The 24,750-nt window shown below is 70.3% G+C and carries 20 protein-coding genes and 2 pseudogenes; 16 read left to right on the top strand and 6 right to left on the bottom strand.

Annotated features, from left to right (window positions below):
• Positions 1–58 precede the first annotated feature (58 nt).
• Positions 59–529, bottom strand: a complete 471-nt coding sequence (locus PV342_RS22800; RefSeq protein ID WP_396349205.1) for a Pycsar system effector family protein — start codon at positions 527–529, stop codon at positions 59–61.
• A 268-nt stretch (positions 530–797) separates the two neighbouring features.
• On the opposite strand from PV342_RS22800, the gene PV342_RS22795 reads away from it, so the two are divergent.
• The 4 genes from PV342_RS22795 to PV342_RS22780 are packed head-to-tail and all read left to right on the top strand — an operon-like array spanning position 798 to position 6,418.
• Positions 798–1,562 (top strand): nucleotidyl cyclase domain-containing protein, encoded by a 765-nt coding sequence (locus PV342_RS22795; protein WP_396349206.1) that lies wholly within the window; start codon positions 798–800, stop codon positions 1,560–1,562.
• Positions 1,559–3,688, top strand: a complete 2,130-nt coding sequence (locus PV342_RS22790; protein WP_500318551.1) for an ATP-binding protein — start codon at positions 1,559–1,561, stop codon at positions 3,686–3,688. Before PV342_RS22795 ends, PV342_RS22790 begins: the two co-directional genes overlap by 4 nt.
• Complete coding sequence (locus PV342_RS22785; RefSeq protein WP_500318550.1) at positions 3,685–5,118, top strand: hypothetical protein; 1,434 nt, start codon at positions 3,685–3,687, stop codon at positions 5,116–5,118. The genes PV342_RS22790 and PV342_RS22785 overlap by 4 nt, the downstream gene beginning before the upstream one ends.
• Entirely contained in the window at positions 5,108–6,418 is a 1,311-nt protein-coding gene (locus tag PV342_RS22780) for a DUF4407 domain-containing protein (RefSeq protein WP_500318549.1), read from the top strand. The genes PV342_RS22785 and PV342_RS22780 overlap by 11 nt, the downstream gene beginning before the upstream one ends.
• 217 nt (positions 6,419–6,635) lie before the next feature.
• Here the strand turns inward: PV342_RS22780 and PV342_RS22775 are convergent, their stop codons facing one another.
• The 3 genes from PV342_RS22775 to PV342_RS22765 all read right to left on the bottom strand — a co-directional run bounded on the left by PV342_RS22775 (position 6,636) and on the right by PV342_RS22765 (position 10,297).
• Positions 6,636–8,042, bottom strand: a complete 1,407-nt coding sequence (locus PV342_RS22775; RefSeq protein ID WP_500318548.1) for an FAD-binding oxidoreductase — start codon at positions 8,040–8,042, stop codon at positions 6,636–6,638.
• 185 nt (positions 8,043–8,227) lie between these two features.
• Positions 8,228–8,791, bottom strand: a complete 564-nt coding sequence (locus tag PV342_RS22770; protein ID WP_500318547.1) for an NADPH-dependent FMN reductase — start codon at positions 8,789–8,791, stop codon at positions 8,228–8,230.
• Between the two features lie 519 nt (positions 8,792–9,310).
• A complete protein-coding gene (locus tag PV342_RS22765; protein ID WP_500318546.1) occupies positions 9,311–10,297 on the bottom strand; it encodes a helix-turn-helix domain-containing protein in 987 nt (328 codons plus the stop codon).
• Between the two features lie 218 nt (positions 10,298–10,515).
• Here PV342_RS22765 and PV342_RS22760 point away from each other — a divergent pair.
• A pseudogene (locus PV342_RS22760) lies at positions 10,516–11,262 on the top strand (NAD(P)(+) transhydrogenase (Re/Si-specific) subunit beta); the annotation flags it as partial.
• 33 nt (positions 11,263–11,295) lie between these two features.
• Entirely contained in the window at positions 11,296–12,363 is a 1,068-nt protein-coding gene (locus PV342_RS22755; RefSeq protein WP_500318545.1) for a hypothetical protein, read from the top strand.
• 76 nt (positions 12,364–12,439) lie between these two features.
• On the opposite strand, the pseudogene PV342_RS22750 reads toward PV342_RS22755, so the two are convergent.
• A pseudogene (locus PV342_RS22750) lies at positions 12,440–12,934 on the bottom strand (aldehyde dehydrogenase family protein); the annotation flags it as partial.
• Positions 12,935–13,441: 507 nt separating this feature from the next.
• Here PV342_RS22750 and frc point away from each other — a divergent pair.
• The 4 genes from frc to PV342_RS22730 all read left to right on the top strand — a co-directional run bounded on the left by frc (position 13,442) and on the right by PV342_RS22730 (position 16,536).
• Positions 13,442–14,671, top strand: a complete 1,230-nt coding sequence (frc, locus tag PV342_RS22745; RefSeq protein ID WP_500318544.1) for a formyl-CoA transferase — start codon at positions 13,442–13,444, stop codon at positions 14,669–14,671.
• 2 nt (positions 14,672–14,673) lie between these two features.
• Positions 14,674–14,829, top strand: coding sequence for a hypothetical protein (locus tag PV342_RS22740; protein ID WP_500318543.1), 156 nt, complete (start codon positions 14,674–14,676; stop codon positions 14,827–14,829).
• 134 nt (positions 14,830–14,963) lie between these two features.
• Complete coding sequence (locus tag PV342_RS22735) at positions 14,964–15,515, top strand: beta-class carbonic anhydrase (protein ID WP_500318542.1); 552 nt, start codon at positions 14,964–14,966, stop codon at positions 15,513–15,515.
• 220 nt (positions 15,516–15,735) lie between these two features.
• On the top strand, positions 15,736–16,536 hold the full coding sequence (locus tag PV342_RS22730; RefSeq protein WP_500318541.1) for an acyl-CoA dehydrogenase family protein: 801 nt from the start codon (positions 15,736–15,738) through the stop codon (positions 16,534–16,536).
• On the opposite strand, the gene PV342_RS22725 is transcribed toward PV342_RS22730, so the two are convergent.
• A complete protein-coding gene (locus PV342_RS22725) occupies positions 16,494–17,183 on the bottom strand; it encodes a GntR family transcriptional regulator (RefSeq protein WP_500318540.1) in 690 nt (229 codons plus the stop codon). The genes PV342_RS22730 and PV342_RS22725 overlap by 43 nt on opposite strands.
• A 317-nt stretch (positions 17,184–17,500) precedes the next feature.
• Here PV342_RS22725 and PV342_RS22720 point away from each other — a divergent pair, with 317 nt between their 5' ends.
• The 6 genes from PV342_RS22720 to PV342_RS22695 all read left to right on the top strand — a co-directional run.
• Positions 17,501–17,956 carry a formate dehydrogenase subunit gamma gene (locus PV342_RS22720; protein ID WP_386986120.1) on the top strand — a complete coding sequence of 152 codons (456 nt, stop codon included), beginning with the start codon at positions 17,501–17,503 and terminating at the stop codon, positions 17,954–17,956.
• On the top strand, positions 17,953–19,569 hold the full coding sequence (locus PV342_RS22715; protein WP_386986118.1) for a formate dehydrogenase beta subunit: 1,617 nt from the start codon (positions 17,953–17,955) through the stop codon (positions 19,567–19,569). Before PV342_RS22720 ends, PV342_RS22715 begins: the two co-directional genes overlap by 4 nt.
• The gene (gene fdhF, locus PV342_RS22710; protein ID WP_500318539.1) at positions 19,566–22,394 is read left to right on the top strand and encodes a formate dehydrogenase subunit alpha; all 2,829 of its coding nucleotides are present in this window, start codon (positions 19,566–19,568) and stop codon (positions 22,392–22,394) included. Before PV342_RS22715 ends, fdhF begins: the two co-directional genes overlap by 4 nt.
• 1 nt (position 22,395) lies before the next feature.
• Positions 22,396–22,608, top strand: coding sequence for a formate dehydrogenase subunit delta (locus tag PV342_RS22705; protein WP_386986112.1), 213 nt, complete (start codon positions 22,396–22,398; stop codon positions 22,606–22,608).
• 389 nt (positions 22,609–22,997) lie between these two features.
• Positions 22,998–23,201: a cold-shock protein gene (locus PV342_RS22700; RefSeq protein ID WP_007502648.1), complete on the top strand. Its 204-nt coding sequence runs from the start codon at positions 22,998–23,000 to the stop codon at positions 23,199–23,201.
• Between the two features lie 87 nt (positions 23,202–23,288).
• The coding region (locus PV342_RS22695) for a DEAD/DEAH box helicase (protein ID WP_500318538.1) at positions 23,289–24,750 on the top strand (1,462 nt) is incomplete at its 3' end.

Here is a 24,750-nt window from a genome sequence, read left to right as displayed (position 1 = left end):
CGCGGAACCCGCTCGCGGTGATCAGGTCGGCTCCCATGTGCCTCACCAAGGCCCTACCTCACCCAGCCAGCAGTGGCCCTAGCACGACCGCGAGGCCCGCGCAGACCCCCATCGCGACGGTGCCCAGCACCGCGCCCGCGACCAGCCGGAACTTCATCACAGCCAGGCGGGACAGGAAGTCGACAACCTCTTCGTCACTGTCCTCACCTCCGGCGTCCGGCGTCAGGGGGCCAGGGCGTGTGAAGCTGTGCGGCGATGGCGTGTCGGTACGCCACAGCCTCGGCAGCAGGGCCAGGGCCACGCAGAGCGCGCCGCCCACCAGAGCTACCACGAACCCGGCCAGCAGCCCGCCGCCGGCCCAACCCGCAAAACCGCCCTGTCGCCAGGTCGCCGCCATGTCCGCTGCCCAGCTGCCGGACGTGCCGATCAGCGCGGCCTGGGCGGCTGCGAGGACGCCCGCCTTGGTGTCGGCGTGCTGGTGAGCGGCCTGCAGCACGCCCAGCCGAGCGGGCGTTCCAGGGTTTCCCATGATGTCCTCCTCCCTCTGATCCACTCTCCGGCGGTGAGTCCTGCCGGTGAGGTGCAGGGAACACCACGATGGCAGCGCGCACCCCGTCGATGTACGGGATGTGCCCGGCTCCCCGCCGGTAGAACTGGTCGTGCGGACGTCCGCTGCGAGGGGAGCGGACGTCCAGAAAGCATGTGACGGGATGTAATATGGCGCGCCCGCACGGCAGTTATCGCGCCGTGCGTGGAGTGACGCTGCCCACCGGGGGATGAAGAGCGGTGATCCACAGATGACGAACAACTTCCGCAGGCGCCTACTACTCGCGCTCGACGCCCAGGGATATGGTTCGAAGGAGGACTGGCTGCAACGCAGCATCCAGAAGGCCATCCGCGGCCACCTGGATGGCGCGGCCGACGACGCCGGGTTGTCCACCCGATCCTGGGAAATACAGCCTGCCGGTGACGGACTACTGGCCGTACTCCCGCCCGACGTCCCGGAGGACAAAGTCCTCGATCCGCTGTTGCGCTCGTTCGCGCAGCGCCTGCGTGAGCACAATAGGGAGCGCAATGAGGCGAGTGCGCTGAGGATGAGAGCAGCTGTGCACATCGGGCCTGCCACAGTTGCTGCCAATGGCTACTCCGGGGACGGACCGGTCCGTGTCGGACGGCTGCTGGACAGCGGTCCGCTGCGCCGAGCGCTTGCTGCCACGTCCGGCCCCCTGGCGGTGGCCATCAGCGAACCGCTTTATCGGGATGTCATCGTGTCCTCTGGCTGCACCCAGTGGACGGCCGACGATTTCCGCCAGGTTGTTGTTCACGTCAAGGAGACGCGGGAGCCCGCGTGGCTGTGCACCCCGCTGGCTGCGGACATCCACTCCCTCGACCTGAGCGGCCCACCCGCACCGGAGGAACCCCAGACCGTCGCCCGGAATGCAGAGCCGGGGATGGAACGGCTGCCGGAGGAGCGTGCCGCGGGCCCTGGAATCGGCACGCAGGTGAACATGGACGGGGGTGTCGTCTTCCACGGCCCGGTGACGTTCGGGATATCTAAGTGACCGCCCCTGCACCGACCGACCCGGAACCGGCGGACGGCGACCCCAGCCAGGGACCCGAACATCCGAGGCCTCAGGATTCCGGGAACTTAGAACAGCATGAGCCGTCGGCGTCCGGAGACGCCGGCGCGGACCGAGTCCACATCAGCTTCTACGGGAACCAGCACTTCGGTCAGTCCCATTTCGGCATCCGCAACGCCTCTGGTGACTCCCTGCGCACTACCGGCCGGATGCCGCCGAGTGAGTTGGACCGGTTGCTTCACTGCCATGTCCCCGGACCGCTTCATCGTGAGGCTTGCCAGGCCTTGCAGCGTGATCGTGTAGTCGTCTTGTGCGGCGCCGACGGCATCGGCAAGGCCGCGGCTGCAGCCAGGCTGCTGACCGAGACCGTCTCCACCGCCGAGCGTAGCGGGCTGGTAGTCCTCTCGCCCGACACCCAGCCCAGGCGGCTTGCCGACCGCGAATATCGGCGAGACACTGGCTATCTACTGCTCGACCTCCCGGCTGGGACCGAGGCCGACGACTTCGCATGGCGCACCCTCGTCGACCGCGTTCGCGCCTGCGGCGCCCACATGGTCGTCACCACTACCCAGCCACCCCGCCCCGGTGAGCAACGCGCCGTGCGGCAGTTCGCATGGCGGCCACCCGCCGCCGGTGAGGTACTAGCCGCCCATCTTGGGGCCGCCCAGGTGCCGACCGCAGACATCGCACGCGCCCGAAAGTTGGTGCCCCCGCACGCCGCCCCCGTGGAGCTGGCCGCGTGCGCGCGGCGGATCGCTGAGGGCGGCAATATCGACACCGAGTGCGACAGACTGAACAACGGGGCCGAAGCCCGGGCTGCAGTCTGGTTCAAGCGGGAACGCGGACTGCACGAGATTGTCGAAGTCTCCGTTCTCGCCTTCGTCACCGCGGTGGGCCGACGGGAATTCGAGACGCTCCAGGCGGAGCTGGAATCCCGACTCGGCCCCCTGTACAGCTCGGCCCAGGCCCCACCGGAAAACGAGGATGCCGCCGCCGTATCCCCACTCGCGGCCGTCCGCCGGCCCGCAGGGGACCGGCGCCGGGCGCTGACGCAGAACGAGCTGGCTCGTGTCGAGCGAGTACGGTACGCCGGTGGCGAGCGCGAGATCGTCGTATTCAACGACCCGGCGCTGCGACGTTGGGTATTGCGCGGGCTCTGGCACGACCAGCCCGCCGAGTACTGGGACGCGGTCCACGACTGGCTCACCGTGCTGGTTGCTCGCGATACCGACGACTCCACTCTGGCCACCGTGGCCACCGGCCTTGCCCTACTCGGCAGCGCCGCCCTTGACGAAGTCGTCGACCGTTACCTGCATGCCTGGGCCTCAGGTACCGCGGGCGAGGCCGGTCGGACCGCTGCGGTGTGGACTTTGTGGTGGATGTGTCTGGAGGAGACCCAGGCAGCCGCCGCGCTGCTCCTCGCCAATACCTGGGCGCAGAGTGGTCACCCCGACCTGCGCGCCGCGGCCCGTAGTGCTTTCAGCGGCCCACTCGGTGTCGTCTTCCCCCAGGCTGCGGTGCGCCAGTTGTGGCAGCTCACCCGGGTCCTCGGCGATGAGCCCGCTGCGGATGCATGGGGAAGGCTGTTCGGCGCCTTAACGTTCGGGGACCAGGAGGCGGGCATTGTCTTGGACGTCCTGGCCGACCAGTTCACCCGGCGGCGCGCGACGCAAGTTACGCCAGCGACGCTCGACCGTGTTCGTGAGGCGGCGCTCGCAGTCCTCACTGTCCGGAGCCCTGTCAACAACCACGTGGCCCTCGCCGACTACCTCACTCGGCGTCCTGACCACCTGCCCCTCGCGGCCCGGCTGTGGGCCCAACTGCTTGTCCACCGTCCCGTACGCCGGCGCGCCATGCAGGCACTCGCCACCGTGGCGCATGCGGTCCCATTGGCTGCAGGGGCCGCCAGCAGCACGGTCCTTGGCCAATGGGGCAATGCGCTGGCGGCCGAACTACCGGCCGCCGAGCATTCCCACCTCGTCCAGGGCCTGTACCGCGTGGACGGTCGGCGCGGCCCTAACCGGAACCCCTATCCACTCGATGATTTGCTCCGTCCACTCACCGAACCCAGCGCCACGACGGCCCTACAAACCGGACCGAGGTCATGACGACGAACTATCCCCTGGTCGAGGAGAGGGTCCTGCCGCCGACGCAGGCATCCGGGCGCCTGATCCGGCGCCGCCGTCGGGACCTTGGCGAGATACCCATACCCCGTGCCCATGAGGTCCTTGTCTTCCGGCTCGGCGAGAGCTACGTGGCCGACTCCGGGCGCCGAGGTGGCGACGACCCGCTGCTGTGTGACGCCACATCCGTCACGGTGGTCGACACCAGCGCAGGTGTGCCCATCACTGTGGAGACCGAGGTGCCCTCAGCCGAAGCAGAACCCTTCGCCTTGAAAGTCACTTTTGCCTGCACCGTCACCGACCCCGTGGCGGTTGTGCAAGCGGGACTGAACGACCTGCCCGGTGTGCTTCTCGCGCGGGTACGAGCACTGCCCCGCCTCAGCGAGACTTCCGGAAGGTACCGGCTCACCCAGGCGCACGACCTCTCCCACGCTCTCACCGCTCGTCTCACGGCGTACACCGAGATGGAGGACGCGGGACTCTACGGGGTGACCCTCGGCAGTGTTGCCGCCACTGTGCTCTCTCCGGAGGCCGTCGCCAAGCTCCAGCGGCAGCAGGACGAGGAGAGGCGGAGGATGGAAGCTGCAGAGGAGCTGCGGCAGATCAAGCTCACCAACGCCAGACTGCAGGCGGAACTGAAGGAGATGGAGGAAAACCTCCGTCGACAGGCTCAGAGCCAGGAACACCTCACGCGAACCCAACAACGCCGGTTCGGCTACGCGGAGGCCGAGGAGAACCAGGCGCACGAGCAGACGCTGGCGGCCGGTCAGGCCCACTTCCAGCGGGAGCAGGCGATGGCGGAGGCACGGGCGATCGATGGGGACCCCCTGGCCGCAGACCAGATGGCACGCATGCGCGGTGAGATCAGCAGCGATGATGCGGCGGGCCGACTCCGTGCCGACACAGCTTTGCGGAGGGACCGTCGGCATGCGGTGGAAGACAGGAAGTACGAGCAAGACCTGATCGAGGCGCGGCTGACGCGGGAAGACGAACGTGAAACGACACGTCACCGGCAACAACTTGAGCGCGAAGAGCGTCAGGGCACAAAGGAGCTCGAAGCGCAGGAGAGGAAGGAACGCCGAGAAGACGAGAAGGCCACCGCCGAAGAGGAGCGCCGTGCCAGGGCGATGCAGAGGCAGCATGACCACGAGCTGCGGAAGGAACTGATCGCGCGCGGCCATTTCGACGACCAGTACATCCCGGCCGAAGCGATGCTCTCCCAGGAGCCCCGCGCTCAGGACGCCGTCGTCGCACCGGTAACGGACGCGTCGGCGCGGCTGGGACCTGCGCACCGTGGGAAGGCCATACCGCCGTCCACTGGAACCCGCGGCGACGGGGACGGGAGTGGGCCTGGGACGAGCGATGGGACCGCCGACGATCTCGGTGACGTGGGGGAGGAAGAGCGTGCCCGCTGACCGTGAGGAAGAGGCGCGGGCCATCGTCCGCACGCGACCGCTCGCCCGCTTGGCCGCGTTCAGCCGCCGCCTGATTGGCGTCGACGAGGAGCTGTTGCGCTACGCACCAGCCGAACGCGCCCGCTACGCCCGCTACGGACTCATCGTCGTTAACACCGCCTTCCTGGGCGGTATCTCGATGATGATCGCCTTGGACATCGTACTGCCCGCCACGCCCTGGCCGGTTCTGCTACTTATCGCCGTTGTGTGGGGGTGGATCCTCTACGTCCTCGACTCCTGGATGGTCGCCGGTTCGCATGGTTACGCGGGCGGTGAAGCGGTGCTGCGGCTGCTGCCACGGCTCGCACTGTCAGTGATCTTGAGCGTGTTTATCGCCGAGCCCCTGCTATTCCACATTTTCGGTCGTGAGCTTCGGCAAGAGATGTCGGTTACCCGCGTCGAGCGGATCGCCACCGAGACTGGGCTGTGGAAACAGTGCAATCCAGCGGATGGTTCGGACAGGCCTGCAGAGGGGTGTGCCAGCCACCAGATTGTGCTTGCCGGCTCGCCCGCGGCGCTCGCCGACGACATCGCCGAAAACGAACGCGCGGCCGCCACCCTCGCCCGTCGAATCGACGGCGAGGACAAGAAGCTCCAGGCCAAACTCGCTACCGAGCGGCGCGAGTGCGGCCGCGACAAGTGGATCAACTTCGGCGGGGTTTGGGACGTCAGCGAAACCTGCAAGCGCGCCCGCGCTGACACTTCCGACTTCAAGTCGACGAGCAGGCTGGACGCATTCCGCGAGCAGCACGCGGCCCTCGTCGCCAAGGGAGAGAAGTTCGCCGCTCGGAAGGAGGCGGCCGCCGCCGACTACCGGAAGCTGCGCGACGAAGCGATCGAGGCTGAGGTGGCGGAGTTCACCCGCAACCAGGAGAAGGACGGGTTGCTGCTGCGTGCAGACGCCCTGCACAAGGTCGCGGGCAACAGCGGCTTCGCGCTGTTCATCGTGATCGTGCTCCACCTGATCCTTATCGCCGTTGACGCGATGCCCATCCTTGCCAAGCTGATGAGCGGCCCCTCCACCTATGACAGGCTCCTGCGCGAACGCGAGGAAGCGGATCTGCGCCGGCACCGCGATGATCTAGCCGTACGGCTCGCGGAGTTGGACGCACAGAACGGCGCTCGGCGCGAAGAGGCTCGGCTACGTGAGGCGAGTGCCCGCGAGCAATTGGAACATGAGTACCGCATGGACCGAACCGAGAGGGAGCGCCTGCGCAGGGAGGAACTCGATGCCCGCACTGACCGGCTGATGGGCACCTGAAGGCGGAGCCGGGTCGATGACGCTCCTTCTTGTGCCGTACCGTCATCTAATTTGCTGGCTAGTGGCGTTGAGCACTGCCGGTGCTGCCTGGATAGCAGCGGGGTAAGGCGATCGTGGCGATGTCGACCCGATCTTCGGTCGCATGCAGTGCCTTGGCCCGCCGTGCCCCAGGGGGCGGACGGATGTGTCTGGCCCCGGGGTCCCGGCGGTACCCCCGTCAGCTGGGCAGGATGTTGTGGTTGACCCGGAAGGTGTTGGTCGGGTCGTATGTCTTCTTCGCGGCGGTCAGTCGGCGGTAGCGCTCGGGGCCGTAGGCCTGGCTCAACCGGTCGGGGTCGGTGGCCTCCTCGACGGAGAGGAAGTTGACCATCCTGCGGTCGTCGGCCCAGGGCTCCATCGCCTTCATGACCTCCTCGAGTGCGCCGACGAGGAATCCGGCCTGGTCCGGGGAGCCCACGCCGAAGCCGAAGAGGACGAACGGAAGCCCCCGGGTGGACACGGCGTTGGGCACCGCGGGCTCACGGTCGAGCGCACCGCCGAGCATGCGGATCTCGACGCTGGCCAGTGGGGAGTGCGACCCGGGACCGAGCAGTTCGATCAGCTTGTCGGCTGCCTCGGCGGGGAGCGCGCGCAGCATCGTGGTGCGGTCGTAGTAGGGCATCGGTGTGGGAGGGTCGAGGTGGATGGCTCCCATGGCGGTGTAGGGCATCTCGCCCACGGTGTCGAGGAGCGCCGGGGCGGCCGCGCGCAGGGGTGCGATCAGCCGGTCGCCCTCGTCGGCCGGACCGAGGAAGGCGAAGCGCACGTGCACCACGAACGCCCCGCGCAGCGACTGCGGCAACTCCGGCAGCGGGGGCAGTCGTTGCACGGCCAGTGAGGAGGACATCTCCTGCGGCATGTCCGCCTGCCAGGTGCGCCAGGCGTGCAGGACATCGGCGAGGTGTTCGCCGGGGAAGTGGATGCCGCCGCCGTAGAAGCGGGTCAGCGGGAACAGGTCGAACTCCATCGCGGTGACCACACCGAAATTGCCCTTGCCTCCGAGCAGCGCCCAGAACAGTTCGGGGTCGCTGCCGGCCGTGACGTGCCGCAACTCGCCGTCGGCGGTCACCACCTCCAGTGAGCGGACGTGGTCGGCCGCGTATCCCAGGCTCCGGCCGAGGACGGGACTGAGTCCGCCGCCGAGGGTGTAGCCGGCCACGCCCACCAGCGGAGCGGAACCGCTCACCGGGGCCAGGCCCACCTCGGCCGCCCGGTCGATCACCTCCTGCCAGACCACCCCGGCCTCGACCCGCACGCGTCGCCTGCCGGCGTCGACCGCGATGCCCTTCATACGCCGGGTGGAGATCAGAACCCCGCCCCGGGCGGCGTCGACCTGCTGGTGTCCCGTGGTCTTCACCGTCACAGGCCGGCCCTGACGGGCCGCGAAGGAGACCGCCGCCCGCACGTCGGCCGCGTCCGCGGCACCGACCGCGAGCGCCGGTTCAAGGCGGACGTTGAGGTTGAAAAGCCGGCACTCGGCGTCGTAACCCTCATCGCCGGGCAGCAGGACCGGACCGCTCACCAGCGATGCGAGTTCGGCCGCCTCCGCAGCCGACACGGGTGGGAACGGATCGTCGAAAGTCATGAGTCCCTCGTGAAATGTGCCGCGGGACGCCCCGACGGGCAGATGGCCGCCGAGTCGTCCCACGCGTGCGAGTCGATGCCGCATCGATGGCGGCAAGGCCGTCTCTCCGGGCAGGCTTGGGTCTTATAGATTACCTATGCAATCTAACATCTCCAGGAGGCCGGTACCGGTCGGGCGGTGGTCGATCAGGCGTTGGCGCGCAGCGGCTGCATGGCCCTCGACCAGCTGACGAGCTGGTCGAGCATGGCCTCCGCGGTGGCCTGGTGGTGCGGGCCCGGCTTGAAGACGCTGTAGTTCTCGAAGTCGGCCAGGAGGGACAGCGCGACCTGCGCGCGCACCGTGACGATCTGCAGCTCACTGGCGATGAGACGGAGGTGCTCCACGGCGCGGACGCCACCGTCGGCGCCGTATCCCACGAAGCCCGCGGCCTTGTTGTTCCACTCCGCGTACAGGTAGTCGATGGCGTTCTTCAGGGCGCCCGTGGTCGAGTGGTTGTACTCCGGGGTGACGAACACATAGCCGTCGAACTCGGCGATCCTCGACGCCCACGCTTTGGTGTGGTCGTTCTGGTACTGCCCGAGCGACGGGGGAAGCGCCTCGTCGAGGAGCGGCAGCGGGTGGTCCGCCAGGTCCACGAGCTCGAACTCCGCATCGGAGCGCTGCTTGGCGATGTCGAGTATCCAGTCCGCCACGGCGGCGCCGTTGCGCCCGGGGCGGGTGCTGCCGAGGATGATCGCGATCTTGGTCATGTCGTGCCTTTCGTGGGTGCGGCGCACATGGAGCGCGGAGGCGGTGCCCCGCGCCGGAGCCGAACGTGCCCGGCCACCGGAGGAGGGTGCACGCGAGGTGGCTCCTCTTGGGGTATCCGCCCTGGTCGAGTGCCGCGGACTCGGTGCCGACGTCGTCGTCGGTGGCGACCGTAGGACGAGGGAATCGGGATGGCAACCAGGGCGAGATGCCCCATGTGACCCATCTGTGGGCCGCCGGCCGGTCGCGTGAGTGGGAGGGCGGCGGGGGCCCGGCGGGGCGGGAACTTCGGTCGAGGCGCCTGTCGGCGGCGGCCGTTCCGCCGTCCGAAGGCGCCGCGCGGCGTCGGCGGCACGTCCCGCCGCCGAGGGGTCCGGCACTCCGGTGGCCGGCTCCTCGGCGCCGTGCACGGACCCGAATCCCTGCACGGGAAGGCAAGTCGGCCGACGGATCCGTGCACGGGGAGGCAAGAGACCGCGACCGGCGTGCCGCTTGGTGTGGGAGGGCCGGCGAGGTCGCGCTCAGGGACAGGCGGGTGCGGCCTCGCCGGGGAACTCGCGGCTTCGGTGGCGCCACTCGCGGGGGCTCACGCCGTACGCGGCTTTGAAGACGCGGCTGAAATGGGGCGCGCTGGCGAACCCCCACCGGTGGGCGATCGCCTCGATCGTCATGAATCGGTGCACGGGCGACGCCAGTTCCTTCCTGCACTCCTCGAGGCGCTGCGTCCTTATCCAGTCGCCGAGTGCGATGCCCGCTCGGGACAGGGTCAGGTAGAGCTGGCGTACGGAGACATGGTGCGCGGCGGCGATGCGTGCGGCGGTCAGGTCGGGTTCTGCCAGATGGAGGCGGACGTATTCCTCGACGCGCTGGAGAAGTGTGTCGTACAAAGGCCCCCGGGCCAGGTCGTCGCGGCCGAGGCCCGTGGTGACCACGGCCCTGATCAGGTCGACGCTGGGCTGCGCGAACAGGGCGGCCTCGGTCTCGCCGAGAGCGGCCTGGCTGCGGGCCAGCCGGGCGAAGAACGCCACTGCGGCGCCCACGAGCGGGCGTTCCGAGCCGAGCCGTACGGCCGCGACCTGGCGGAGCAGGGAGGACCGCAGCCCCAGGACGTGTGTGGGAACGCGGACGACGACCGTGCGCACGGGGCTCCGAAAGAAGATCTCGTAGGGCCTCGCGTTCTCGATCACCGTGAGATCGCCCGCCCGGATCTCACCCTGGTTGCCTCCCTGGCTGAACCGGGTGACCCCCGATTCCTGCAGGGCGACGAGAACGTGCGGAGCCATGTCCTCCTTCAGCGGGGCGGTCGCTCGCCGGAGTCCGGCCACATTCCAGTCGATTCCGGTGACTTCCACCGGACCCACCGCGTTGATGTTCGCAACGGCCCTCAGACGATCGGGGTTCGGAGGCAGGTCCACCTCTATTCGGCCGTTCACCGACCGGGAGAGTTCGCGGATGGCGTCCGCGCGATCGCCGGGGGTCAGCGACCTCAGGTCGAACCGAATTGCCATGTGCGCTTTCTCCCTGGCCGATCGCGAGGCGGCCGTTGCCGGACGGGCCTCCACGGTACAGCGGCCATTGGTCCACTTTGCGATCTTAGGCGCATTGTTCATGATTTTTCGCTTGGTCGGGTTGTCCGTGGTCGAACCCTCGGATTGCCGGGATGGGGGCGCGGTGGGTGCGGGGCCCGTTCTGGTCTCCCGCGAGGCGACGGTACGGGACGATCCCGATGCCGGTCGTCGTGTCGATGCTGAACTCCTACTCCGGCTGGGCGGCCGCGGCGTCGGGAGCCCTGCTGGAGAACGACCTCCTGATCATCACCGGCGCCCTGGTCGGCTCCTCCGGCGCCTATCTGTCCTCCGTCATGTGCAAGGCGACGAACTGGTCCTTCCTCTCCGTGATCGCCGGCGGGTTCGGCATCGAGGCCGGCCCGGCCGACGACAGGGACTACGGAGAGCACCGCGAGATCACCGCCGAGGGCGTCGCCGAACTCCTCGGAACGGCAGACTCGGTGATCATCACCCCCGGCTACGGCATGGCCGTGGCCCAGGCCCAGTACGGCGTCGCCGAGTTGACCCGCAAGCTCAGGGGCCGGGGCGTCAAGGTCCGCTTCGGCATCCACCCGGTCGCGGGCCGGCTGCCCGGCCACATGAACGTCCTGCTCGCCGAGGCCAAGGTCCCCTACGACATCGTGCTGGAGATGGACGAGGTCAACGACGACTTCGACGGGACCTTCGTCGTCCTCGTCATCGGCGCCAACGACACCGTCAACCCCGCGGCGGCCGAGGACCCGGGCTCGCCCCTCGCCGGCATGCCGGTCCTCCAGGTCTGGAACGCCGAGAACGTCGTCGTCTTCAAGCGCTCGATGGCCTCCGGTTACGCCGGCGTCCGGAACCCCCTCTTCTACCGCGACAACTCCGCCATGCTCTTCGGCGACGCCAAGGAGCGTGTTGACGACATCCTCAGGGTCCTCTGACCGGCTGTCGGTGGGGTCCGCTACCGTCGGAGCATGTCGATCACCGCACACCTGCGCGATTCGGTGAGGCTGCCGGGTGGCGGCGCACTCGTCAACGGCTTCGCGCTGGACAGCCGCGGGGGCGGCGCGTGCCGCGCCCTCCTCGACGACGGGCGCGAGCTGGCGGTCCGCGACCTGGACGAGGTGTTCGCGGGTGGCCGTGCGCCGAGCGTCGTGTTCCCCCTTCCCTGGCCGGGCTGGGACCGCGGCGTCCACTCGGTGAGTCCCGACGGCACGTTCGCGGTGTTCTCGGGCCAGCGCGCGGTACGGGCGGTGGGCAGGGGCGGCGAGACTCTGTGGGAGTACCGGCACGCCTGCTGGGGGCCCGCGATCGGCCACGCGCACACGGGGGACGAGCAGGAGGTGTGCCCGGGGAACGAGCACGGCTCCTGCCGGGTCTCGCAGGACGGACGGTTCGTCTGGGCGCACGTCGTGGCCGAGCCGGCGGAGGACGAGTGGGAGGAGCGCTGGGTCGTCCTGGACGCCCGGGACGGAAGGGAGCTGGCCCGGCTGCCGCTGGACAGCGCGGCATCCGGCTCGCACCAGCTGTCCCACCCGGACGGTGTCCACATGGGCCTCTGCATCGGCATGGGCCAGGACGGCGTTCTGCTGCACTGGGCGCGCTGGGACGGCGGCGAGCTGGCCGGCTGGGACCTGAACGAGGGCTTGGACCGGATCCTGACGGACGTCCATGAGGGGTACCCGGGCTTCCTGACCGTCGAGCACAGCGGATGGGACCTGCAACTGCACGCTGCGGACGGCACCGTGCTCGCCGAGGTGTCGCCGGAGCCGGCCGGCGACGAGGACGACCCGACCCGCTGGGACTACGGCTGCGGCTTCGTGGACGCCGGCACGGTCATCGCCTCGACGATCGACTCCGCGGAGGGGCCCGAAGAGGCCCGCCACTGGCTGCTCGACGCCCGCACCCTGGAGATACGAGGGGCCGTCGCGTATCCCACGGGCCCCGTCGACAGCTATGTGCGTCCGCTCGGCGACGGGACCTGGCTCACCTGGGACGACAGCAGCGGGACGCTGAACCGCTGGGCGGCAGCGGCACGGTGAGCACGCGCGGCCGGGGCGCACGCACGGCCGGCGCGCGCCCCGGCCGTGGTGTGCGGGAGCGGGTTCCCTCAGCCCTTCAGACCGTCTTGAGGTTGCAGAACTCCCGGATGCCCTCCGCGGCGAGCTCGCGCCCGATGCCCGAGTCCTTCACGCCGCCGAAGGGCAGCTCGGGGTAGGAGACGCTCATGCCGTTGACGAAGACGGCGCCCGCCTCGAGCCGCGGGATCAGGAACCGCTCCTCCTCGGGGTCGGTGGTCCACACCGACGAACTGAGGCCGAAGGTGGTGTCGTTGGCGAGCGCGGCGGCCTGTTCGATGTCGTCGACCCGGTGGACGACGGCCAGCGGACCGAAGGCCTCCTGTCCGTACACCCGCATGTCGGAGGTGACCTCCTCCAGCACCGCCGGCTCGAAGAACCAGCCCCCGGTACCGACCGCCGACCCGCCGCACCGCAGGACGGCCCCCTTCGAGACGGCGTCGTCGACCAGTTCGGCGAGCTCGCGCCGCCCCGACTCCGTGGCGATCGGCCCGATCTCGGTGTCCCCGTCGAGCGGGTCGCCGACGGTCAGCGCCTTCGTGCCCGCGACACGCGCACCCGACCCAGAACGAGGCTCTGGGGGAGGCGTTCCTCGCCCTCGCGGGCAAGCCGTTGCACACGCACCGCTGAAGCCCGGGGCCGTCCCCGACCGGGCTGGCGCGCGCCGGGCGGGGCGCTCGGCCCGGACAGGGGGTGAGCGGCGTCCGGAACTCCTCGCCCTTCCCGGGCAGACCCCCGGGTCCCGGGACGACGCTTCCCCCAGGTGGTCACGCCGAGGAGCGTCAACGAGTGTCGGGAAGCGCCGCCACGGGGGCTCATCCTCCGGTGCTTCCGCCCTCCCGCGGGACTTCGCGCGGACCGGTTCGGCCGGCGGTGCCGCGCCCGGCCCCTCGCGCCGAGCCTCCCGGCGAATTCTTTTCCCGGCCGCTCTGGACATCCACGGCGTCTGCCGCAACCATGGTTACTCCATACGGTATGCAATCTGCAGTATGGAATCTCGACGTACCACTCCTGACCCGGCGTTGGATGTGAGGTGGCCGTTGTGACGAAGGCTTTGGAGGGTGTTCGTGTTCTGGACATGACGCATGTCCAGTCGGGTCCGTCGGCGACGCAGTTGCTGGCGTGGCTGGGGGCGGACGTGGTGAAGCTGGAGGCGCCCGGCGGTGACATCACCCGGCGTCAACTACGGGACGTGCCCGGTGCGGACAGCCTGTACTTCACGATGCTCAACGCGAACAAGCGCAGCATCACGCTCAACACCAAGACCCCGCGCGGACGGGAGATCCTGACCGACCTGATCGCCCGCAGCGACGTGATGGTCGAGAACTTCGGGCCCGGCGCGGTCGACCGCATGGGCTTCACCTGGGAGCGGATCCAGGAGATCAACCCGCGCATCGTCTACGCCTCCATCAAGGGCTTCGGCGACGGCCCCTACACCGCGTTCAAGGCCTACGAGGTCGTCGCCCAGGCCATGGGCGGCTCCATGGCCACCACCGGCTTCGAAGGCGGCCCGCCACTGGCCACCGGCGCGCAGATCGGGGACTCGGGCACCGGCGTCCACGCGGTGGCCGGGATCCTGGCCGCCCTCTACCAGCGCACCCACACCGGACGCGGCCAACGCGTCCAGGTCGCCATGCAGCACGCCGTCCTCAACCTGTGCCGCGTCAAACTCCGCGACCAGCAACGCCTGACCCACGGACCACTGGCCGAATACCCCAACGAGGACTTCACCGACGAAGTCCCCCGCTCCGGCAACGCCTCCGGCGGCGGCCAACCCGGCTGGGCGGTCAAATGCGCCCCCGGCGGCCCCAACGACTACGTCTACGTCATCGTCCAACCCGTCGGCTGGCAACCCCTGGCCCAACTCATCGGCCACCCCGAACTCGCCGACGACCCCGAATGGGCCACCCCCGAAGCCAGGCTGCCCAAACTCGCCAAAATGTTCCAGCTCATCGAGGAATGGACCACCACCCTGCCCAAATGGCAGGTCCTCGAAGAACTCAACCGCCACAACATCCCATGCGGACCCATCCTGTCCACCAAAGAGATCATCAACGACGAAAGCCTCAAGGCCAACGAGATCGTCGTCGAGGTCGACCACCCCGAACGCGGCACCTACACCACCGTCGGAAACCCCCTCAAACTCTCCGACTCACCCACCACCATCCACCGCTCACCCCTCCTCGGCGAACACAACCACGACATCTACACCACCGAACTCGGCATCCACGAGGACGAGTTGCCGGGGCTCAAGGCACAAGGAGTGATCTGACCATGACCGCGGACCACGCGCGCCGTCCCGCCGGCGGCGACACCACCCGGCGGTGCGAGCCGCCGCCGTACCGGCGGCGCCCGGAGCACGGCACGCCGGCGCGGCCGACCCCGCCGCCGTACCGGGGGCGCTGCGCGCTGCGGTCCGGCCTGCGTTGATTCACGGCGTCTATCGACCACCGGGAGGAAGCCGGAGCCGCGCGGGAGCCGCCGTGGTCCACCCCGAACCGGCCGCTCACGTGCATGATCGCAGCACGTGGGGGGCCGCACCAGAAAAGGAGCGCACCGGAGTCATGTCGACGTCAACGTACGGTTCCGCACAGCCCGGCGGCAGCGCCGCGGGCGGGGAGACGGTCATCGACCGCCTCGTGGAGTCCAACCGCAAGTACGCCGCGGGGTTCGACGACCCCGGCATGGGCGCCCGGCCGGTGCTCCAGGTCGCCGTGGTGGCCTGCATGGACGCCCGGATCGACCTGCACGCCGCCCTCGGCCTGGCGCTGGGCGACTGCCACACCATCCGCAACGCCGGCGGCGTGGTCACCGACGACACCATCCGGTCGCTGACCATCAGCCAGCGGGCGCTGAAGACCCGCAGCGTGATACTGATCCACCACACCGGCTGCGGCCTGCAGACCCTCACCGAGGACTTCCGGCACGAGCTGGAGATGGAGGTCGGCCAGCGCCCCGCGTGGGCGGTGGAGGCGTTCCAGGACGTCGACCAGGACGTAAGGCAGTCGATGCAGCGGGTGCGCACGTCCCCGTTCCTGCCCCATACCGACGACGTCCGGGGCTTTGTCTTCGACGTCACCACGGGGCTGCTGCGGGAGATCGACCCGCAGCCCTGAGTGTCTGGGGCACGACGCCCCGTCCAGACCTGCGCGCGGACCGGCGGACGGCAACCTGCCGGGAGACGCGGGACGGCTGCTCCCGGCGGCTGGTCCGCGCGCACGCCGGCGGGGCGGCCGGCCCGCACGCACATCCGCGTGCCCGGCCGCCCCGTCCGTCGGCGTGCCCACATCCGCTGCCTGACGGCAGATCAGCAACCGTTCCCGAGGGGGTCACCTCGTGTCGTACCGCAACGCCTTCTCCCGTGTCCTGAGCGACGTCATCGCGCCCCGTGCCGAGCGGACCGGCAGGGAGGGGAGCTTCCCGCGCGGCGCGGTGACCGCCCTGGGCGAGGCGGGTCTGCTCGGGCTGACCGTCTCCGCCGACCTGGGCGGCGGTGGCCGGGGTCCGGCCGAGGCCGCCGAGGTCGTCGCGCGGATCGCCGGCAGCTGCCCGGTGACCGCCGCCGTGCTCCAGTCCCACTACGCGGCGGTCGCCGTGATCGAGGCGTGCGGAAGTGCCTGGGTGCGCGGCGAGATAGCCGCCGGACGCCACCTGAGCAGCCTCGCCCTGGCGGACGGTGCGTACGGCGCCGCGGGGGCGACCGCCACCCGCTCCGGTGAGGTGGTCGCCCTGAGCGCCCGCAAGCGCGAGGTGGTCGCGGCGGGGGAGGCCGACAGCTACGTCTGGTCGTCCTCGCCGCTGGCCGCCGCGGACGGGCTGACCCTGTGGCTGGTGCCCGCGCACGCGCCCGACCTGTTCGTCCCGGCCCGGCCGGACGGGGCGGGGCCGCACGGCAGCGCCACCTCGTCGGTGGTCGCCGACCCGGTCCTCGTCCCCGCCGACGCGATGCTCGGGGAGGACGGCGCGGGGCACGACGTCGTGCGGCGCACGGTGCTGCCGTGGCTGCTCGCACTGCGGGACGCCGTGGGAGCCGCGGCCGTCCACCCGTCGGTGGCGGCCGCGGAATCGGCCCCCTCGGCGCGGGCCGGGGCGGCTCAGCTCAGTGCCGTCGCCCCCGCCGCGACCGCCTTGCGATAGTCGCCGGTGCGTTCGGTGTGCTTGCGCATGATCTCGCCGGCGCGTTCCGCGTCGCCCTTGGCGATGGCCTTGATGAGCTGGGCGTGCTCGTTCCAGGCGTCCTTGCCGCGGGGCTTGGCGATGGGGGTGTAGTACCACCGCACCTTCCGGCTCACCTGCGAGATCAGCTCGGCCAGCACGGCGTTGGCGGCGATGGACGTGATGAAGGAGTGCAGCGCCGTGTTGGCCGTGACCAGGCGCTCCACGTCGCCCGCGGCGAGCGCCTTGATCCCCGCCTGCTGCAGCTCCCAGAGGTGTTCGACGTCCTCGGGCTTGGCGTTCCCGGCGGCGAGCCGGGCCGAGTAGGTCTCCAGCACCGAGCGGACGCCGAGCAGTTGGGCGGCCTCCTCCTCGGTGGGGGAGTGGACGAAGGCGCCCTGGGCGGGGCGCAGGTCGACCCAGCCGTCGGTCTGCAGGCGCTGCAGGGCTTCTCGTACCGGCTGGCGGGAGACCCCGAGGTGTTCGGCGAGTTCGGCCTCGACCAGGTGCTGGCCGGGTGTCAGGGACCCGCTGATGATGAGTTCGATGAGGGCGTCGTACACGGCCTGGCGCAGTGGTGCGGGGCGGGCGACCCGGTGGGTCGCCGCGGCCGTCAGGGCCTCGCGCATGGTTCCCCCGTTCTGCCACCGAGCCTGTGGGCCGACGGCTCTGGACTGGTGGCCGCCGTGAGGGTCGCCGGCGGCGGGACGAGTCAGTATACAGGTTTTGGTATGCAACATGCCTTCTGTCGCGGCAAGGCGCGTCGTGGTGCCGGGACTTGGGAAAGTCCAGGCCGCAGGATTCTGTATGCAGAAGTTTGTATGCGGTATCGTCGCGGTGTACTGCCGGCACCGTCGGGAAGGCGAAGCGGCTCTCTGACGATCCCGCGCCGGCACTCCCTGACCTGGCGAAGGCGGAGTGGTCAATGACGATCGGCGGGAGTGACATGACGGTCGAAGACACGGTCCGGACGGTGGTGGCCGACCATCGGGATCAGCGCGGCGCGCTGCTGCCGGTACTGCACGCCCTGCAGGCCGAGCTGGGGTGCGTACCCAAAGAGGCGATACCGGTGCTCGCCGACGAGTTCAACCTCTCCAGGGCCGACGTCCACGGAGTGGTGACCTTCTACCACGACTTCCGCCGCGAGCCGGCGGGACGGACCACGGTGCGCATCTGCCGCGCCGAGGCGTGCCAGGCCCTCGGGTCCGACGCGCTGGTGGGCTACGCGCGGGAGGCGGGACTGGCGCTGGGGGAGACGACCCCCGACGGCTCGGTCACCGTCGAGCAGGTCTTCTGCCTCGGCAACTGCGCCCTGGGGCCCTCGGTCGAGGTCGACGGCCGGTTGTACGGACGAGTGGACACGGCCCGGTTGGGCTCCATCCTCAAGGGGACGGTCGCATGACGAAGGACTCTTCCGACTCCGCGGTGACGGTCTACGTCCCGCGCGACTCGGCGGCCAGATCGGTCGGCGCGGACGAGGTTGCGGACGCGCTGCGGCGCGCCGCGGCGGAACGGGAGGCGCCCGTCGAGGTGGTGCGCAACGGCTCCCGCGGCATGCTGTGGCTGGAGCCGCTGGTCGAGGTGGTCACACCGGCCGGCCGCGTCGGGTACGGGCCGGTGGCCCCCTCGGACGTCGAGGGACTGCTGGCCGCGGGCATGCTCGAGGGCGCCGACCACCCGCTGCGCCTCGGCGTCGTCGACGAACTGCCCTGGCTGGCCCGCCAGACCCGGGTCACCTTCTCCCGGATCGGGATCACCGACCCCCTCTCGCCGGAGGACTACCTGCGCCACGGCGGCCTGGCCGGACTGCGCACGGCCCTCGGCATGGCCCCCGCCGACGTCGTCACCGAGGTGACCGACTCCGGTCTGCGCGGACGCGGCGGCGCCGGCTTCCCGGCGGGCATCAAGTGGAAGACCGTCCTGGACTGCGCCGACGAACTCAAGTTCGTCTGCTGCAACGCCGACGAGGGCGACAGCGGCACCTTCGCCGACCGCATGGTCATGGAGGGCGACCCCTTCATGCTCATCGAGGGCATGACGATCGCCGCGCACTCCGTCGGCGCGCGCGAGGGCTACCTCTACATCCGCTCCGAGTACCCCGACGCGGTGGCCACGATGCGCGCCGCGATCGCCATCGCCCACGAGCAGGGGTGGCTCGGCAAGGGCATCCTCGGCTCCCCCCTCGACTTCGAACTGCACGTCCGCGTCGGCGCCGGAGCGTACATCTGCGGCGAGGAGACCTCCATGCTGGAGAGCCTGGAGGGCAAGCGCGGAACCGTCCGCGCCAAGCCGCCGATCCCCGCGATCGAGGGCCTGTTCGGCAAGCCGACGGTCGTCAACAACGTCCTCACGCTCGCCACGGTGCCGGTCATCCTCGCCGAGGGCGCGAAGGCGTACCAGGAACTCGGCGTGGAACGCTCGCGCGGCACCCAGGTGTTCCAGCTCGGCGGCAACATCGCCCGCGGCGGGATCGTGGAGACCGCCTTCGGCGTCACGCTGCGCGAACTGGTCGAGGACTACGGCGGCGGCACCTTCTCCGGGCGCCCGGTCCGCACGGTGCAGGTCGGCGGGCCGCTCGGCGCCTACCTGCCGACGTCGATGTTCGACCTGCCGATGGACTACGAGGCGTTCGCCGAGGCGGGCGCCATGCTCGGCCACGGCGGCGTCGTCGTCTTCGACGAGTCCGTCGACATGGCCGCCCAGGCCCGGTTCGCGATGGAGTTCTGCGCCGAGGAGTCCTGCGGCAAGTGCACGCCCTGCCGGGTGGGCTCGGTCCGCGGCGTCGAGGTGATCGACAAGATCGTGGCCGGTCAGCAGCGGGACGAGAACCTGGCCCTGCTCGAGGATTTGTGCGAGCTGATGACCGACGGCTCCCTGTGCGCGATGGGCGGCCTCACGCCGATGCCCGTGCGCAGCGCCATCGCGCACTTCCCCGACGACTTCCTCGCCCGCGACCCCGGCCGGGCGATCCCACGCACGCACGCCCATGGAGGCAGGACGGAGGGCACGGCATGACACTCCTCAAGGAACCCGACTTCGGCACACCGGAGCGGCCCGGACCGGCGACGGTCTCGGTGGAAGTGGACGGGATGGCGGTGACGGTGCCCGAGGGCACATCGGTGATGCGCGCCGCCGCGCTCGCCGGCATCGACATCCCCAAGCTCTGCGCCACCGACAGCCTGGAGCCGTTCGGCTCCTGCCGGCTGTGCGTCGTGGAGATCGACGGCCGGCGGGGCACCCCCGCGTCGTGCACCACGCCGGTGGCGGCCGGGATGAGCGTGCGGACCCAGACCCCCAAGGTGGAGAAGCTCCGCCAGGGCGTCATGGAGCTGTACATATCCGACCACCCGCTGGACTGCCTCACCTGCCCCGCCAACGGCGACTGCGAGCTGCAGGACATGGCCGGCGTGGTCGGGCTGCGGCAGGTCCGCTACGGCTACGAGGGCGAGAACCACCTCGACGCCGAGAAGGACACCTCCAACCCGTACTTCGACTTCGACGCCTCCAAGTGCATCGCCTGCTCCCGCTGCGTACGCGCCTGCGGCGAGGTGCAGGGCACCTTCGCCCTGACCATCGAGGGCCGCGGCTTTGACTCCAAGGTGTCGGCCGGCGCCGGCGAGACCTTCATGGAGTCCGAGTGCGTCTCCTGCGGCGCCTGCGTGCAGGCCTGCCCGACCTCCACGCTCCAGGAGAAGTCGGTGGTCGAGCTCGGCATGCCGACCCGCTCGGTGATCACGACCTGCGCGTACTGCGGGGTCGGCTGCTCGTTCAAGGCGGAGCTGCGCGGCGACGAGCTGGTGCGGATGGTGCCCCACAAGGACGGCGGCGCCAACGAGGGGCACTCCTGCGTCAAGGGCCGCTTCGCCTTCGGCTACGCCAGCCACCCCGACCGGATGCTCAAGCCCATGGTCCGGGAGAAGATCACCGACCCGTGGCGCGAGGTCGAGTGGGACGAGGCGATCGGCACGGTCGCCCGCCGGATGCTCGAACTCCAGGAGCGGTACGGATCGGGCGCGATCGGCGCCATCACCTCCTCGCGGTGCACCAACGAAGAGGTGTACGTCGTCCAGAAGATGGTGCGCGCCGCCTTCGGCAACAACAACGTCGACACCTGCGCCCGGGTCTGCCACTCCCCGACGGGGTACGGGCTCAAGCAGACCTTCGGCGAGTCGGCCGGCACCCAGGACTTCCGGTCCGTCGCCGAGGCCGACGTCATCATGGTGATCGGCGCCAACCCCACCGACGGGCACCCGGTGTTCGCCTCGCGGATGAAGCGCCGGCTGCGCGAGGGCGCCAAGCTCATCGTCGTCGACCCGCGCCGCATCGACCTGGTGCGCTCCCCGCACGTCCAGGCCGAGCACCACCTCCAGCTGCGGCCCAGCACCAACGTGGCCGTCGTGAACGCCATGGCGCACGTGGTGGTCACCGAGGGGCTGGTCGACCGGGCCTTCGTGGACGAGCGGTGCGAGGACTTCGAGGGGTGGGAGGAGTTCATCGCCCGCCCGGAGAACAGCCCGGAGGCCACGGAGGAGCTCACCGGCGTGCCGGCCGAGGAGCTGCGCGCGGCGGCACGGCTGTACGCGCAGGCCCCCAACGGGGCGATCTACTACGGGCTGGGCGTCACCGAGCACAGCCAGGGCTCCACCATGGTGATGGGCATGGCCAACCTCGCGATGGCCTGCGGCAACATCGGCCGCGACGGCGTCGGCGTCAACCCGCTGCGCGGCCAGAACAACGTGCAGGGCTCCTGCGACATGGGCTCGTTCCCGCACGAGCTGCCGGGCTACCGGCACGTCTCGGACGACGCGGTGCGCACCGTCTTCGAGAACCTCTGGGGCGGCACGATCCTCGCCGAGCCCGGGCTGCGCATTCCGAACATGTTCGACGCGGCCATCGACGGGACCTTCCGCGGCCTGTTCGTGCACGGTGAGGACATCGCCCAGTCCGACCCCAACCTCAAGCACGTCACCGCGGCGCTGGAGGCCATGGAACTGGTCGTCGTGCAGGACCTGTTCCTCAACGAGACGGCGAAGTTCGCGCACGTCTTCCTGCCCGGCGCGTCCTTCCTGGAGAAGGACGGCACCTTCACCAACGCCGAGCGCCGCATCAACCGGGTGCGCGCGGTGATGAAGCCGAAGACGGGCAAGCACGAGTGGCAGATCGTCTCCGAGATCGCCACCGCCATGGGCCACCCCATGGCGTACGACCACCCGAGCCAGATCATGGACGAGATCGCCCAGGTCACGCCGACCTTCACGGGTGTCTCCTTCCAGCTGCTGGACAAGCTGGGCAGCGTCCAGTGGCCGTGCAACGAGCAGGCCCCCGAAGGCACGCCCATCATGCACGTGGACGAGTTCGTGCGGGGCAAGGGCAGGTTCGTGGTCACCACCTTCGTGCCGACCGCCGAGCGCAGCACCAGGCGCTTCCCGCTGATCCTGACCACCGGCCGGATCCTCAGCCAGTACAACGTCGGGGCGCAGACCCGCCGCACCGGCAACGTCGCCTGGCACCCGGAGGACGTGCTGGAGCTCCATCCCCACGACGCCGAGGTCCGGGGCATCGTGGACGGCGACATGGTGACCCTGGCGAGCCGGGTGGGGGAGACGAGGCTGAAGGCCGAGATCTCCGACCGGATGCCGCCCGGGGTCGTCTACACCACCTTCCACCACCCGGTGACCGGGGCCAACGTGGTGACCACCGAGAACTCCGACTGGGCGACCAACTGCCCGGAGTACAAGGTGACCGCGGTCCAGGTGGGGCTCGCCCGCCCGCGCCGCGACGACGGCGCGGAACAGGACCGGGGCCGGGAGCGGGACGAGCTGCTGACGGTGGTGGACTGAGATGGCCGGCGCCGTGCCGGCGGAGCGCCGGATGGCCAACGACATCGCGGCCAACCTCGTCCACCTGCCGGGCGACAGCGCGGCCGAGGCCGTCGCGGGGCACATCGGCAGGTTCTGGGACCCGCGGATGCGCACCCGGCTGTTCGCATTCGTCGACGCCGGGGCGGACGGTCTGGACCCCCTGGTGGTCGAGGCGGTGAAGCTGCTGCGCTGACGACGCGGAGGCCCCGGGCCGGGGCCCGGAATGCCGCGGGAGCACGGAAACGCGCTCCCGCGGCGACGACGGGGCGTGCCGGGCCTCGGGCGGGTACACGGACGGGTGAGCCCTCCCCGGTGAACCCGGGGTGCCCGGCTGCGCCGACCCCTGCCCGGCTCCCGTCCCGGGCCCGCGCGGTCCCCTGCCCGGCTCCCGTCCCGGGCCCGCGCGGTCCCCTGCCCCGCAGGCCCCGTCCGTCGTGCCGACCCGATCTGTGTTAAGGTGAAGTAGTTGCAGTTGTGGTACCCATAGGAATTATGTGCGCCTGACGGATTCTTCTCCCGCAGGCGCATTATTTGTTCTCCGGCATCTCCGGGTGGGCCCTCTGCCTAAAGAAGGAGAATGTCATGGCACAGGGAACCGTCAAGTGGTTCAACTCTGAAAAGGGCTTCGGCTTCATCGAGCAGGACGGCGGCGGCCCCGACGTCTTCGCCCACTACTCGAACATCGCCACCCAGGGCTTTCGCGAGCTCCAGGAGGGCCAGCGGGTGAGCTTCGACGTCACGCAGGGCCAGAAGGGCCCGCAGGCGGAGAACATCGTCCCCGCCTGATCGCCGGACGCGTACCCGCTCACCGGGGTCCGCACCGTCATGGTGCGGACCCCGGTTTGCGCTGTTCTCAGGAAGGCACATCACCGCATGTCCCGCAGGCCCCAGAAATCGAATCGGCGCGTGTCGTCGTCCGCACCCTCCGCACCGTCGCCGAGAGAATTCCGGTTGCCGGAAAGCACGACACCCGCACTCCCCGCGGTCGAGGACTTCGCCGCTCTCGACATGCCCGCGGGACTGCTGAAGACCCTCACCGCGCAGGGCGTGACCACCCCCTTCCCCATCCAGGCCGCCACGCTGCCCAACTCGATCGCGGGCCGTGACCTGCTGGGGCGGGGCCGCACCGGCTCCGGCAAGACCCTCGCCTTCGGCCTGGCACTGCTGGCCCGCACGGCCGGAATGCGAGCGGAGCCCAAGGCCCCGCTCGCCCTCGTGCTGGTACCCACCCGCGAACTTGCCCAGCAGGTGACGGACGCGCTGACCCCGTACGCGACGGCGGTGAACCTGCGGATGGCCACCGTGGTCGGCGGGCTGTCCATGACCAAGCAGGCCGCCACGCTGCGGCGCGGCGTCGAGGTACTGGTGGCCACCCCCGGCAGGCTCAACGACCTGGTGGAACACGGCGACTGCGTGCTCGGCAACGTCGGCATCACGGTGCTGGACGAGGCCGACCAGATGACCGACATGGGCTTCCTGCCGCAGATCACCAGGCTGATCGAGCGCGTGCGGCCCGACGGACAGCGGATGCTCTTCTCGGCCACCCTGGACGGCAACATCGACCGCCTGGTGCAGCGGTTCCTGACCGACCCCGTGGTGCACTCCGTGGACCCGTCCGCGGGTGCGGTGACCACCATGGAGCACCATGTGTTCCACGTCCTGGACGAGACCGACAAGAAGGCCGTCACCACGCGCATCGCGGCGCGTGACGGCCGGGTCATCCTCTTCCTCGACACCAAGCGGTCCGCCGACCGGCTCGCCAAGCGGCTGCTGGCCGTCGGCGTCCCCGCGGCGGCACTGCACGGCGGCCGTTCCCAGCCGCAGCGCAACCGCACGCTGGAGCAGTTCAAGAACGGCCAGGTGACGGCGCTGGTCGCCACGAACGTGGCGGCCCGCGGCATACACGTCGACGACCTCGACCTCGTCGTGAACGTCGACCCGCCCACCGACCACAAGGACTACCTCCACCGCGGCGGCCGCACGGCCCGTGCCGGCGGCTCCGGCAGGGTGGTCACGCTGGTCCTGCCCGACCAGAAGCGGGACATGACCCGGCTGATGTCGGACGCGGGGATCCGTCCCCGGACCGCCCGGATCACGTCGAGCGCGGAGGAGCTGACCACGCTCACGGGCGCCCGTGAGCCGTCCGGCGTCGCCATCACCATCGAGGTACCCCAGCCGGCGCCCGCGCCGAGGGCGTCCCGCGACAAGAACGGCGGCGAGAACGGCGGGCGGCCCGCTCGCCGGCGCCGCAGCGGCGGCGGAACCGGGGCGGCGACGGGTGCGGCTCCCGGGACGGGTGGCCGGGGCTCGGACCGCCGCGCCGCGGCCGGAACGG

The organism is Streptomyces sp. PA03-3a, assembly GCF_033792735.1.
In the GTDB taxonomy this organism is placed as follows: domain Bacteria; phylum Actinomycetota; class Actinomycetes; order Streptomycetales; family Streptomycetaceae; genus Actinacidiphila.
This window is presented reverse-complemented; position numbering and strand designations above follow the sequence as displayed.

Bases quoted from the DNA above. Each gene is read 5' to 3' on its own strand.
- PV342_RS22800 (WP_396349205.1), bottom strand. From the start codon at position 529: ATGGGAAACCCTGGAACGCCCGCTCGGCTGGGCGTGCTGCAGGCCGCT.
- PV342_RS22795 (WP_396349206.1), top strand. From the start codon at position 798: ATGACGAACAACTTCCGCAGGCGCCTACTACTCGCGCTCGACGCCCAG.
- PV342_RS22740 (WP_500318543.1), top strand. From the start codon at position 14,674: ATGACCGCGGACCACGCGCGCCGTCCCGCCGGCGGCGACACCACCCGG.
- PV342_RS22705 (WP_386986112.1), top strand. From the start codon at position 22,396: ATGGCCGGCGCCGTGCCGGCGGAGCGCCGGATGGCCAACGACATCGCG.
- PV342_RS22735 (WP_500318542.1), top strand. From the start codon at position 14,964: ATGTCGACGTCAACGTACGGTTCCGCACAGCCCGGCGGCAGCGCCGCG.
- PV342_RS22700 (WP_007502648.1), top strand. From the start codon at position 22,998: ATGGCACAGGGAACCGTCAAGTGGTTCAACTCTGAAAAGGGCTTCGGC.
- PV342_RS22775 (WP_500318548.1), bottom strand. From the start codon at position 8,042: ATGACTTTCGACGATCCGTTCCCACCCGTGTCGGCTGCGGAGGCGGCC.
- PV342_RS22755 (WP_500318545.1), top strand. From the start codon at position 11,296: ATGTCGATCACCGCACACCTGCGCGATTCGGTGAGGCTGCCGGGTGGC.
- PV342_RS22770 (WP_500318547.1), bottom strand. From the start codon at position 8,791: ATGACCAAGATCGCGATCATCCTCGGCAGCACCCGCCCCGGGCGCAAC.
- PV342_RS22715 (WP_386986118.1), top strand. From the start codon at position 17,953: ATGACGAAGGACTCTTCCGACTCCGCGGTGACGGTCTACGTCCCGCGC.
- PV342_RS22765 (WP_500318546.1), bottom strand. From the start codon at position 10,297: ATGGCAATTCGGTTCGACCTGAGGTCGCTGACCCCCGGCGATCGCGCG.
- PV342_RS22785 (WP_500318550.1), top strand. From the start codon at position 3,685: ATGACGACGAACTATCCCCTGGTCGAGGAGAGGGTCCTGCCGCCGACG.
- PV342_RS22720 (WP_386986120.1), top strand. From the start codon at position 17,501: ATGACGGTCGAAGACACGGTCCGGACGGTGGTGGCCGACCATCGGGAT.
- fdhF (WP_500318539.1), top strand. From the start codon at position 19,566: ATGACACTCCTCAAGGAACCCGACTTCGGCACACCGGAGCGGCCCGGA.
- PV342_RS22725 (WP_500318540.1), bottom strand. From the start codon at position 17,183: ATGCGCGAGGCCCTGACGGCCGCGGCGACCCACCGGGTCGCCCGCCCC.